The organism is Streptococcus sp. 1001283B150225_161107_H12 (assembly GCF_015552665.1).
In the GTDB taxonomy this organism is placed as follows: domain Bacteria; phylum Bacillota; class Bacilli; order Lactobacillales; family Streptococcaceae; genus Streptococcus.
The window spans coordinates 320,203-332,427 of record NZ_JADNFC010000002.1 but is presented as its reverse complement, the minus strand read 5'-3'; the positions used below and the strand labels follow the sequence as shown (position 1 = coordinate 332,427).

The 12,225-nt window shown below is 44.0% G+C and carries 14 protein-coding genes; all 14 read left to right on the top strand.

The genetic code is table 11. The features are described 5' to 3' along the window. The first annotated feature begins 25 nt into the window (after positions 1-25). The 14 genes from atpB to I2C87_RS04915 all read left to right on the top strand — a co-directional run bounded on the left by atpB (position 26) and on the right by I2C87_RS04915 (position 12,148). The gene (atpB, locus tag I2C87_RS04980) at positions 26-742 is read left to right on the top strand and encodes a F0F1 ATP synthase subunit A (RefSeq protein WP_048789648.1); all 717 of its coding nucleotides are present in this window, start codon (positions 26-28) and stop codon (positions 740-742) included. 15 nt (positions 743-757) lie between these two features. Then, positions 758-1,252 carry a F0F1 ATP synthase subunit B gene (atpF, locus tag I2C87_RS04975; protein ID WP_061563777.1) on the top strand — a complete coding sequence of 165 codons (495 nt, stop codon included), beginning with the start codon at positions 758-760 and terminating at the stop codon, positions 1,250-1,252. Beyond that, on the top strand, positions 1,252-1,788 hold the full coding sequence (locus I2C87_RS04970; protein WP_061563778.1) for a F0F1 ATP synthase subunit delta: 537 nt from the start codon (positions 1,252-1,254) through the stop codon (positions 1,786-1,788). Before atpF ends, I2C87_RS04970 begins: the two co-directional genes overlap by 1 nt. A 15-nt stretch (positions 1,789-1,803) precedes the next feature. Further along, on the top strand, positions 1,804-3,309 hold the full coding sequence (gene atpA, locus I2C87_RS04965) for a F0F1 ATP synthase subunit alpha (protein WP_195324136.1): 1,506 nt from the start codon (positions 1,804-1,806) through the stop codon (positions 3,307-3,309). Positions 3,310-3,324: 15 nt separating this feature from the next. Further along, positions 3,325-4,206, top strand: coding sequence for a F0F1 ATP synthase subunit gamma (locus I2C87_RS04960; protein WP_195324135.1), 882 nt, complete (start codon positions 3,325-3,327; stop codon positions 4,204-4,206). Positions 4,207-4,294: 88 nt separating this feature from the next. Beyond that, positions 4,295-5,701 (top strand): F0F1 ATP synthase subunit beta, encoded by a 1,407-nt coding sequence (gene atpD, locus I2C87_RS04955; RefSeq protein WP_195324134.1) that lies wholly within the window; start codon positions 4,295-4,297, stop codon positions 5,699-5,701. 13 nt (positions 5,702-5,714) lie between these two features. After that, positions 5,715-6,134 (top strand): F0F1 ATP synthase subunit epsilon, encoded by a 420-nt coding sequence (locus I2C87_RS04950; RefSeq protein ID WP_125335373.1) that lies wholly within the window; start codon positions 5,715-5,717, stop codon positions 6,132-6,134. Positions 6,135-6,221: 87 nt separating this feature from the next. After that, positions 6,222-6,452 carry a DUF1146 family protein gene (locus I2C87_RS04945; protein ID WP_195324133.1) on the top strand — a complete coding sequence of 77 codons (231 nt, stop codon included), beginning with the start codon at positions 6,222-6,224 and terminating at the stop codon, positions 6,450-6,452. Between the two features lie 66 nt (positions 6,453-6,518). Further along, positions 6,519-7,802, top strand: coding sequence for a UDP-N-acetylglucosamine 1-carboxyvinyltransferase (gene murA / locus I2C87_RS04940; protein ID WP_006596619.1), 1,284 nt, complete (start codon positions 6,519-6,521; stop codon positions 7,800-7,802). After that, positions 7,792-7,980 carry a DNA-directed RNA polymerase subunit beta gene (locus I2C87_RS04935; RefSeq protein WP_006596916.1) on the top strand — a complete coding sequence of 63 codons (189 nt, stop codon included), beginning with the start codon at positions 7,792-7,794 and terminating at the stop codon, positions 7,978-7,980. Before murA ends, I2C87_RS04935 begins: the two co-directional genes overlap by 11 nt. A gap of 105 nt (positions 7,981-8,085) precedes the next feature. After that, positions 8,086-8,898, top strand: a complete 813-nt coding sequence (locus I2C87_RS04930) for a DNA/RNA non-specific endonuclease (RefSeq protein WP_195324173.1) — start codon at positions 8,086-8,088, stop codon at positions 8,896-8,898. 166 nt (positions 8,899-9,064) lie between these two features. Next, positions 9,065-9,784 carry a matrixin family metalloprotease gene (locus tag I2C87_RS04925; protein WP_195324132.1) on the top strand — a complete coding sequence of 240 codons (720 nt, stop codon included), beginning with the start codon at positions 9,065-9,067 and terminating at the stop codon, positions 9,782-9,784. Positions 9,785-9,786: 2 nt separating this feature from the next. Then, entirely contained in the window at positions 9,787-10,158 is a 372-nt protein-coding gene (locus I2C87_RS04920) for a hypothetical protein (protein ID WP_195324131.1), read from the top strand. An 82-nt stretch (positions 10,159-10,240) separates the two neighbouring features. Continuing rightward, complete coding sequence (locus I2C87_RS04915; RefSeq protein WP_195324130.1) at positions 10,241-12,148, top strand: ABC-F family ATP-binding cassette domain-containing protein; 1,908 nt, start codon at positions 10,241-10,243, stop codon at positions 12,146-12,148. Positions 12,149-12,225 lie beyond the last annotated feature (77 nt).

The window sequence follows — 12,225 nt, the reverse complement described above, 5'->3', positions numbered from 1 at the left end:
TATTTAGGAAAGGAGGTGTCAAACCTTGGAAGAAAGTGTGAATCCAACCCTAAATATTGGACCAGTATCCTTTGATTTGACCCTACTTGCCATGTCTCTTGTAACTGTTTTGATGGTCTTTGCTTTTGTCTATTGGGCAAGTCGCAAAATGACCCTCCGTCCTAAGGGCAAACAAAATGCTCTTGAGATGATCTATGATTTTGTCATTAGTTTTACCAAGGGAAACATTGGAGAGCATTACATGAAGAACTATTCTTTGTTCTTGTTTTCTCTCTTTCTCTTTATCTTGGTGGCCAATAATATTGGTTTAATGGCAAAAGTCCAAACAACAAACGGTTATAACTTGTGGACTTCCCCAACGGCTAACCTCGGCTATGACTTATCTCTCTCCTTTATGATCACCTTGATCGCACATGTGGAAGGAGTTCGTCGTCGAGGCTTTAAGGAATACTTGAAGGCCTTTGCGACTCCTGGTTTTATGACCCCGATGAACCTCCTAGAAGAGGTGACCAATTTTGCTTCCTTAGCAATTCGGATCTACGGGAATATTTTTGCCGGTGAAGTATTGGCAGGCTTACTTTTAGCCTTGTCTCAACAAGCCTTTTATTGGTATCCAGCAGCCTTTATCGGAAGCATGTTATGGACAGCCTTTTCGATTTTCATTTCATGTATCCAAGCCTATGTATTTACCATGTTGTCATCCATGTACATAGGTAAAAAAATAAACGGTGAGGAAGAGTAAGTAGAGGAGTAGAAGATGGATTTAACAATTGGTACCATTATTGGTGACTTTATACTAATCGCTGGTTCCTTCCTCTTATTAATCTTTTTAGTAAAGAAATTTGCTTGGGGCAATATTACTAGTATTTTGGATGCGCGTGCTGAAAAAATTACCAATGATATTGACCAAGCAGAGGCGGCCCGTAAAAAGGCTGAGGAACTAGCTGCAAAACGCGAAGCGGAGTTGGCAGGTAGTCGTCAAGAAGCAACGACCATTCTTGAAACGGCTAAGGAAACAGCCGAAAAAAATAAGGCTCATATTCTCAGTGAAGCCAACCAAGAAGCCCTTCGCTTGAAAGAAAAAGCGCAATTAGAAATTTCGCAAAATAAAGAAGAAGCGATGAACAGTATCAAGGGAGATGTCGCAGATCTAACCGTCAACTTGGCAGGTAAATTGCTAAGCCAACAGTTGGACTCTGAAGGCCATCGCCAACTGATCGATCGCTACCTAAATGAATTAGGAGATGCCTAATGGACAAAAAGCAATTAATGGTAATTGAGAAATATTCCCAGCCTTTTGTTCAATTGGTATTTGAAAAGAATCAGCAAGATGACGTTTATGAACAACTAAGTCAAATAAAGGCTGTTTTTGAAGAAACAGGCCTTGCTGCATTTTTAGCTCATATCGGTGTAGAGGATGAAGAGAAGGCGAAAAGTCTGCGACTTTTCCAAAACTCGGATTCAGCATTACTAGACCATTTGATTGAAGTGGTTATTCTCAATCATCGTGAAGCCTTATTTTATGACATTGTCAAAGTGAGTATGGATCAAATTCAACAAGTGAGCAACTGTTTCGAAGTAACCGTTTCTTCGGTTGCAGGACTCGATCAGGCTCAAAAAGAGAAATTGATTCCTATTATTGAAAAGAAATTTGGTATCCAAGTTCGTTCGCTGAAAGAAAAATTGGATCCAGATTTGATTGGTGGTTTTGTGGTTTCAGCAAATCATAAGACCCTAGATACTAGTCTCAAACGTCAATTGCAAGTCATAAAAGCAAATTTGAAATAGAAAGTGGTGTGAATTTTGGCGATTAACGCACAAGAAATCAGCGCTTTAATTAAGCAACAAATTGAAAATTTCCAGCCAAATTTTGACGTCACGGAGACCGGAGTCGTTACCTATATCGGTGACGGGATTGCGCGTGCTCATGGCCTTGAAAATGCAATGAGTGGTGAGTTGTTGATCTTTGAAAACGGCTCATACGGAATGGCGCAAAACTTGGAAACGACGGATGTCGGGATTATCATCCTTGGAGACTTCACGGATATTCGTGAAGGAGACTCGATTCGTCGGACTGGTAAAATCATGGAAGTCCCTGCTGGGGATGCCTTAATTGGTCGGGTTGTCAATCCTCTTGGTCAACCAGTGGATGGCTTGGGAGACATCGTAACAGATACCTTCCGTCCAGTTGAAACACCAGCTCCTGGTGTTATGCAACGGAAATCTGTCTCAGAGCCCCTTCAAACCGGTTTGAAAGCCATTGATGCCCTCGTTCCAATCGGACGGGGCCAACGGGAATTGATTATCGGAGACCGTCAAACAGGGAAAACCTCCATTGCCATCGATACCATCTTGAACCAAAAGAATCAAGACATGATCTGTATCTATGTCGCAATTGGACAAAAAGAATCAACGGTTCGGACACAAGTAGAAACACTTCGCAAGTATGGAGCAATGGATTATACCATTGTCGTGACAGCATCAGCCTCACAACCGTCTCCATTGCTATTCCTTGCTCCATATGCAGGGGTTGCTATGGCCGAAGAGTTCATGTACAATGGCAAACATGTTTTGATCGTCTATGATGATTTGTCTAAACAAGCCGTTGCTTACCGTGAATTATCCCTTCTTCTTCGTCGTCCGCCAGGACGGGAAGCCTTCCCAGGGGATGTCTTCTACCTACACAGCCGTTTATTGGAACGTTCTGCCAAAGTATCAGATGAATTGGGTGGCGGTTCCATTACTGCGCTTCCAATTATTGAAACACAAGCAGGGGATATTTCCGCTTATATCGCGACCAACGTGATTTCGATCACAGATGGCCAAATCTTCTTGCAAGATAGTCTCTTTAACTCAGGTATTCGTCCTGCTATCGATGCGGGATCATCTGTATCGCGGGTTGGTGGATCAGCCCAAATCAAGGCCATGAAGAAGGTTGCGGGGACTCTCCGTATTGACCTAGCTTCTTACCGTGAGTTGGAAGCCTTCACCAAGTTTGGTAGTGACTTGGATGCGGCTACTCAAGCTAAGTTGAACCGTGGTCGCCGGACAGTAGAAGTCTTGAAACAACCGGTTCATGAACCATTAACTGTTGAAAAACAGGTTGTGATCTTGTATGCTTTGACACATGGATTCTTGGATAGTGTACCAGTTGATGATATCCTTCGCTTTGAAGAGGAATTGTTTGCCTTTGTAGAAGCACATCATGCAGATATCTTTGAAACCATTCGGACTACCAAAGATCTTCCAAGTGAAGAAACAATGGATGCAGTGATTACTGACTTTGTCAACCAATCAAGTTTCAAATAGAAATAGGAGTGGCAGATGGCAGTTTCTTTAAATGATATCAAAAATAAAATTGCATCGACAAAGAATACCAGTCAAATTACAAATGCTATGCAGATGGTATCTGCTGCCAAACTTGGGAAGTCTGAGCAAGCTGCCAAGGACTTCCAAATATACGCATCTAAGGTTCGTAAACTATTGACCGACCTCTTACATGGACACGAGGCTGAGAATGCTAAGTACCATCCATTTTTAAAGAGTCGTCCGGTCAAAAAGTCTGCTTATATTGTCATCACTTCTGACCGTGGGCTCGTGGGAGGCTACAACGCCTCTATCCTCAAGTCTGTCATGGAATTGAAGGAAGAATACCATCCAACAGGTGAAGATTTTGAAGTCATCTGTATTGGAAGTATCGGAGCAGATTTCTTTAGAGCAAGAGGCATCCAGCCGGTTTATGAACTACGTGGTCTAGCTGATCAACCAAGCTTTGATGAAGTACGGAAGATCATCACCAAGACAGTCCAAATGTATCAAAATGAATTGTTTGATGAATTGTATGTCTGTTATAATCACCACGTCAATAGTTTGACCAGTCAATTGCGGGTAGAGCAAATGCTTCCGATCATTGACTTGGACCCCAACGAAGCAGATGAAGATTATATCTTGAACCTGGAGTTGGAATCAGACCGCGATGCGATTTTGGATCAATTGCTTCCACAGTTTGCGGAAAGTATGATTTATGGGGCCATCATTGATGCTAAAACAGCTGAAAATGCTGCCGGTATGATGGCCATGCAAACCGCAACAGACAATGCCAAGAAGGTAATTGATGAATTGACCATTCAATACAACCGAGCTCGTCAGGCAACCATTACGCAAGAAATTACGGAAATTGTTGCAGGAGCGAGTGCGCTTGAGTAGTTGATTCGATGCACATTTTAACAATACAAACATAAGCTTGATGGTATGTATTCACAAGCTTAGAAACTTAATAGAATAGGAGAATGACATGAGTTTAGGCAAAATTTCTCAGGTTGTAGGTCCTGTCGTTGACGTAGCTTTTGCTGCGGGCGATAAACTCCCTGAGATTAATAATGCGCTTGTAGTCTATAAAAATGACCAACAAAAATCAAAAGTCGTTCTTGAAGTAGCTCTTGAACTTGGGGATGGTGTCGTTCGGACCATTGCCATGGAATCAACAGATGGCTTGACTCGTGGGATGGAAGTATTGGACACTGGTCGTCCAATCTCTGTGCCTGTTGGAAAAGAAACTCTTGGACGGGTCTTTAACGTCTTAGGAGACACCATTGACTTGGAAGAAGCATTTCCAGAAGATGCTCCTCGTGAATCCATTCATAAAAAAGCTCCATCCTTTGATGAGCTTTCTACTTCAGAAGAAATTCTTGAAACAGGGATCAAGGTCATTGACCTCCTTGCCCCTTACCTGAAAGGTGGGAAGGTCGGCCTTTTCGGTGGTGCCGGAGTTGGGAAGACTGTCTTGATTCAAGAATTAATCCATAATATTGCCCAAGAGCACGGTGGGATCTCTGTATTTACCGGAGTTGGAGAACGGACCCGTGAAGGGAATGACCTTTACTGGGAAATGAAAGAATCTGGCGTTATCGAAAAAACAGCCATGGTCTTTGGACAAATGAACGAACCACCAGGAGCACGGATGCGTGTTGCCTTGACTGGTTTGACCATTGCGGAATACTTCCGTGATGTCGAAGGTCAGGACGTTCTCTTGTTTATTGACAATATCTTCCGTTTCACCCAAGCCGGTTCAGAAGTATCAGCCCTTTTGGGACGGATGCCATCCGCCGTTGGTTACCAACCTACTTTGGCAACTGAAATGGGACAATTGCAAGAACGGATTACCTCAACCAAGAAAGGTTCTGTTACATCGATCCAGGCCATCTACGTGCCAGCCGATGACTATACCGACCCTGCCCCAGCAACGGCCTTCGCCCATTTGGACTCAACCACCAACTTGGAGCGGAAATTGGTTCAATTGGGGATCTACCCTGCCGTGGACCCATTGGCATCTAGCTCCCGTGCCCTTTCTCCAGATATCGTCGGAGAAGAGCACTATGCAGTGGCTTCTGAGGTCAAACGCGTCCTTCAACGCTACCACGAATTGCAAGATATCATTGCTATCTTGGGAATGGATGAATTGTCTGATGATGAAAAGACCTTGGTAGCTCGTGCCCGTCGTATTCAATTCTTCTTGTCTCAAAACTTTAACGTGGCGGAACAATTCACTGGTCAACCTGGTTCTTATGTACCGGTTGCAGAAACTGTACGTGGCTTTAAAGAAATTTTGGATGGGAAGCATGACCACTTACCTGAGGATGCCTTCCGTGGTGTCGGTTCGATCGAAGATGTGATTGCAAAAGCTAAAAAAATGGGATTCTAAGAAGAGGTGAAAGATGAGTCAAATGAACGTCCAAATCGTTACACCGGATGGACTGGTTTATGATCATCATGCCGCATTTGTATCTGTCAAGACAATTGATGGTGAATTAGGGATTTTACCTCGTCATATCAATACCATTGCGGTTTTGGCTGTAGACCAAGTAAAGGTTCGTCGAGTCGATGACGAAAAACACATTGATTGGATCGCCGTGAATGGTGGGATTATCGAAGTGGCAGATAATGTCATTACCATCGTAGCGGATTCGGCGGAACGCGCTCGAGACATTGATATTAGCCGGGCTGAGCGTGCAAAAATGCGTGCTGAAAAAGCCCTTGAAGAAGCCAAAGATCAACATTCTGTTGATATGGAGCGTCGTGCAAAAATTGCCCTTCAACGCGCTATTAACCGGATAAATGTCGGAAATCGATTATAAATACAAAAAGAAGTTGATTGGATCGACTTCTTTTTTTCGCATCTTAAGAATATGAAGGGAAACTTTGTCTTATGGTATAATAGAGGTATGATTCAAATGATTTTTACTTTTTGCAGTCACTTATTGTTTATTTCCTTTGCCTACCACCTTCTTTCAACGGTGGTTCAGTGGGAGCGTTTTTTAAAGGTAAGCGCCGATACAGCTGTGAAAATTCGACTTCTTATTTTATTCATAAGCATTAGTGTAGGCTATTTAACTAGTAGCTTCTTTATCAGTATTTACGAATTCAGTCGGCAACTGTTTAACGGGAACTTTTAGATTCTTTTTTGATGAATTTATGGTATGATAGTAGTCGTGACTGAATGAAATGGAGTAATAACGAGTATGGACAAAATTATTGTAAATGGTGGTCAAAATCGCCTAGTTGGAACTGTGAAAATCGAAGGAGCAAAGAATGCAGTTCTTCCTCTTTTAGCAGCAACTGTTTTGGCCAGTGAAGGAACAACAACTTTGACCAATGTTCCTGTTTTATCTGATGTCTTTACAATGAACAATGTCGTTCGTGGCTTGAACACACAAGTTACGTTTGATGAAGAAACCAATACAGTAGTCGTTGATGCGACGCAACCATTGACAGAAGAAGCGCCTTACAAATATGTCAGCAAGATGCGAGCTTCGATCGTCGTTCTAGGTCCTGTCTTGGCCCGGAATGGTCATGCCAAAGTTTCCATGCCAGGTGGCTGTACCATTGGAAGTCGTCCGATTGATCTCCACCTTAAAGGTCTGGAAGCCATGGGAGCGAAAATCACCCAAACGGCTGGTTACATTGAAGCAAAAGCAGATCGTCTTCGAGGAGCTCATATCTACATGGATTTCCCATCCGTAGGTGCCACCCAAAATATCATGATGGCAGCAACCTTGGCAGATGGAACGACGGTTATCGAGAATGCAGCCCGCGAACCTGAGATCGTGGACTTGGCCTCTCTGTTGAATAAGATGGGAGCTAAGGTACGTGGAGCAGGTACAGAAACCTTGACGATTGTTGGGGTGGATCGTTTGCATGGAGCGGTTCACAATGTCGTTCAAGACCGAATTGAGGCAGGAACCTTCATGGTTGGTGCAGCTATGACAGGTGGAGACGTTTTAATCGAGGATGCGATTTGGGAACACAACCGCCCTCTTCTTTCTAAGATGCAAGAAATGGGCGTTGAGGTAACGGAAGAAGAGAATGGCATTCGCATTCGCTCAGATGTTTCTAAATTGAAACCAGTGACGGTAAAAACTTTACCTTATCCAGGCTTCCCTACAGATATGCAAGCCCAATTTACTGCTTTGATGGCCATGGCTTCTGGTGAATCGACCATGATTGAAACGGTATTTGAAAATCGTTTCCAACACTTGGAAGAGATGCGTCGGATGGGCTTACATTCAGATATTATGAGAGATACGGCCCGTATCCAAGGTGGGGCTAGCTTACAAGGGGCTGAAGTAATGTCGACAGACTTGCGTGCTAGTGCAACCTTGATTTTAATGGGGCTTGTGGCTGAGGGAGAAACCAAAGTGAGCAAGTTAACCCACCTTGACCGTGGATATTTTAAATTCCATGAGAAATTGGTGGCTCTTGGAGCAGATGTACGTCGTGTGAAGGAAGATGATGATGAAAACTAAATTAAAAGCAATCGGAAAACAATTGGGAATCGTCCTATTGGTTCTTACTATCTTAGCGATTGTTTTCGCTCTTGGCTTGGTCATTGGATATGGTGTCATTGGTAATGGAAAGGATCCTTGGTCCATTCTCTCGCCAGATACATGGAAGGAAATCCTTCAGAAATTTTCAGGTAAGTAACTATTTATCAAAAAGAGGAGCTTGAGATCGTGATCCCAGGCTCTTTCCCATTCAGTAGAAACAGAGGAAACCAGTGTGGCAAACAATCAAAAGAAACCACTTAAAATGAAAAAATCAGGACAAACTCTACTGGGCTTGGTGGTGGCAGCAGCCCTTTCCATCGGTGGCTATTACTTTAGTCAACCCCAGCCAGTCGCTAGTCACTCTCAGGTTCAAACGGTTGTTACTTCGAGTCAAGAAGCAACACCGAGTAAGGAACTAGCGGAGAGTGTTCTGACAGATAGTGTTCGAGCTAAACTAGGAAAAAACATTCAATGGAATGAAGCAGGCGCTTTCATCATTAACCAGAATAAAACCAATCTGGATGCGGATGTTGCTAGTCTCCCTTATGCAGATACTAAGACAAAGACTGTAAAAGGACGAGAGATCCCAACAGTTGCCAACGCTTTGATGACCAAGGCGACTCGTCAATACCAAAAAAGAGAACAGACGGACATAGATTGGGCCCCTGCTGGCTGGCACCAAGTAACCAATTTAGCTGGAGAATATGACCATGCAGTTGATCGGGGTCATCTCCTCGGTTATGCCTTGATTGGCAACTTAGATGGGTTTGATGCCTCGATGACGAATCCTAAAAATATTGCGGTTCAAACAGCTTGGGCCAACCAAGCGCGTGACAGTTTTTCAACGGGACAGAATTACTATGAAACCCTTGTTCGGAAGGCCTTAGATAAAAATAAGCGGGTCCGTTATCGGGTGACTCTCTACTATGCTTCAGATGAAGACTTGGTGCCAGTTGGCAGTCAAATTGAAGCAAAATCGAGTGATGGCAGTCTAGAGTTTAACGTTTTTGTTCCAAATGTCCAGAGTGGGATTAGTTTGGATTATCGTACTGGAAAAGTAACAGTGCATCACTAAGCTGCGTATAAAAGAAGAAGCAGGATGAAAAGGATTCGGTTGGTTTTGCTGTCAACTGGATCTTTTTCCTTTCATGACGTCACCCTTTAGCTTATTTTAAGAAAACTGAGGTAAAATAACGTCTTCTAGACCTAAATAAAGGTCTTCCTAAGGAAAGGAGGAACTTGTGAGAACCATTATAGCCATGATTCGTTTTCTAATACGGGTTATTTGGAGTCTTGTTTGGGGCTTGTTTTGGACTCTCGCCCTTAGTTTTGCTTTGCTGGTTGCTACTTTGTTCTTTAGTGGCAAAACCGGTAGCGGAATTGATGGGGTCAGTCGCGCAGCCCAAACGGTTGTCACCCAGGTAGATGATTACTTTCATCGAGATGGTCCTCTACGGGGTCAGGGAAGTCCATCTGCTCAAGAGGACTTAGCAACAGATGGCCATACCTCTACAGGAGCAAGATGGGATCAGGCAACTGCAAAAGTTTATCTAGATCCTGAAATGGATGAGACCTTTACCCGTGCCTATGAGGAAGCTCTTGAGTCTTGGAATCAGACAGGAGCCTTCGCTTTCCAACTCGTCACCAGTGAAGAAGAGGCCGATATCCTCTTGACAGAGATGGATGATAGCACGGTTTCTGCAGCGGGTGAGGCCGAATCTCAGACCAATGTTTTAACCAATCGTTTCAAACGGGTGACCGTTCGCTTGAATCGCTATTACCTACTTAATAAGCAGTACAACTATTCCCATCAGCGGATTGTAAACACAGCTGAGCATGAACTAGGCCATGCGATTGGTTTGGACCATACTGAGGAAGAGTCCGTTATGCAGGCAGCTGGTTCCTTTTATAGCATTCAAGAGCGGGATATTGAGGCTGTTCGGCAACTATACAAGGAGTAAGAATGATCAAACGTATACTGTATATTATTCGAACCTTTCCAGAACAAGTGGCACTCTTTGTGTTTAACTCTGGAATCTTTCTATGGCTATCCCAAAAAGGGCAAGCAATTTCCCATGAATTAGGCATTCAACAGGCTTGGGAAAACTATGCTCCTGAGGGAGTCCGTCAATTTTTCGGGGACAATAAGGAAGCCGTCCAAGCTTTCTTCTCCCATTCGGCCATCACTTGGCTGATTGGCTCCATGATGATCCTGCTTGTGATTCGCTTTGTAAAGGGAGTCATCAAATGGGGCTTGCTTTTGCTGGTGATTGGCATCGGCCTTTTCCTCTCCTATCAGTACAGCCAAATGGCTTCCAACATTTCAACAATCTAAAAAGTGAGGACAGGTCAAGCGCATCTAGCGTTTGGCCTTTTCTTCAATTGTCAATTTGTCAAAAGTAAGGTACAATGAAACTATGATTATTTTACAAGCCAACAAAATTGAACGCTCTTTTGCAGGGGAGGTTCTTTTTGATAATATCAGCCTGCAAGTGGATGAACGGGACCGGATTGCCCTGGTCGGAAAGAACGGAGCCGGCAAGTCTACGCTCTTAAAAATCTTGGTGGGAGAAGAAGAGACGACTTCTGGGGAAATCAATAAAAAGCGGGACCTTTCTCTCTCTTATTTAGCCCAGGATAGTCGATTTGAGTCGTCCAATACTATCTACGATGAGATGCTCCATGTCTTTGACGATCTCAGAAAGACCGAGAAAACCTTGCGGCAGATGGAGCTTGCGATGGGGGAAAAAACTGGGGCTGACTTAGAAAAACTCATGCAGGATTATGACCGTCTATCAGAAGAATTCCGTCAGGCTGGTGGCTTTACTTATGAGGCAGATATCCGCGCCATTCTCAACGGCTTTAAGTTCGATGAGTCTATGTGGCAGATGAAGATTGAAGAGCTGTCTGGTGGGCAAAATACCCGTCTCGCTCTGGCCAAGATGCTCTTGGAAAAACCAAATCTCTTGGTACTGGACGAGCCGACCAACCACTTGGATATTGAGACGATTGCCTGGTTGGAAAACTATCTGGTCAATTATAGCGGAGCCCTTCTCATTGTCAGCCACGACCGGTATTTTCTCGATAAAGTTGCTACCATTACCTTGGACTTGACCAAGCATTCTTTAGATCGCTATGTCGGTAATTACTCCAGCTTTGTGGAGCAAAAAGAACAAAAATTGCTGACCGAAGCCAAGAACTACGAGAAGCAACAAAAAGAAATTGCAGCGCTGGAAGACTTTGTTAATCGCAATTTGGTGCGGGCGTCGACCACCAAACGGGCCCAGTCTCGGCGTAAGCAGTTGGAAAAAATGGAGCGTCTAGACAAGCCGGAAGCTGGGACCAAGTCTGCCCATATGACTTTCCATTCCGATAAGACATCGGGCAATGTCGTCCTGACAGTAGAAGAGGCAGCCGTCGGCTATGACGATCAAATCCTGTCAGAGCCCATCAATCTGGATATCCGCAAGATGAATGCGGTCGCTATTGTAGGACCAAATGGGATCGGGAAATCTACTCTTATTAAGTCTATTGTCGGGCAGATTCCTTTTATCAAGGGAGAAGCTCGTTTTGGGGCCAATGTCGAGGTAGGCTACTATGACCAGACTCAGAGTAAGTTAACCCCTCACAACAGTGTCTTGGATGAGCTCTGGAATGACTTTAAACTGACACCAGAAGTGGATATCCGCAATCGACTGGGAGCCTTTCTTTTCTCTGGGGATGATGTCAAGAAAACTGTCGGCATGCTGTCAGGTGGAGAGCGGGCGCGCTTGCTTCTTGCCAAGCTGTCCATGGAAAATAACAATTTCTTGATTCTCGATGAGCCCACTAACCACTTGGATATCGATAGCAAGGAAGTGCTGGAAAATGCCTTGATTGATTTTGATGGGACCTTGCTCTTTGTCAGCCACGACCGCTACTTTATCAATCGTGTAGCCACACAAGTCTTGGAACTCTCAGAAGAGGGCTCAACTCTTTATCTAGGAGATTATGATTATTATCTGGAGAAAAAAGCTGAGTTAGATGCTCTTGCAACAGCACAAGCAGAAGCTGTGCCTGTTTCTTCTACGGAGGAAGTCACCAGCAATGACTATCACTTGCAGAAGCAAAACCAAAAGGAACTCCGGAAAATCACTCGTCGCATTGAGCAATTGGAAGCAGAGATGGAAGTGCTGGATCAGAAAATCCAAGCCATCACCGAAACCATGCATAGCACCAACGATGCAGCTGACTTGGTTCAACTCCAAAGCGAGCTGGATCAACTAACTGTCCAGCAGGAAGCGGTCATGGAAGAGTGGGCAGAACTGTCAGAGCAGGTGGAATAGATGGAAGATTTGGGCAAAGTTTTCGTGAATTTCGAATCGGTAAAAATTATTCATTAAAAGAAGTTGCGGGCCACTGA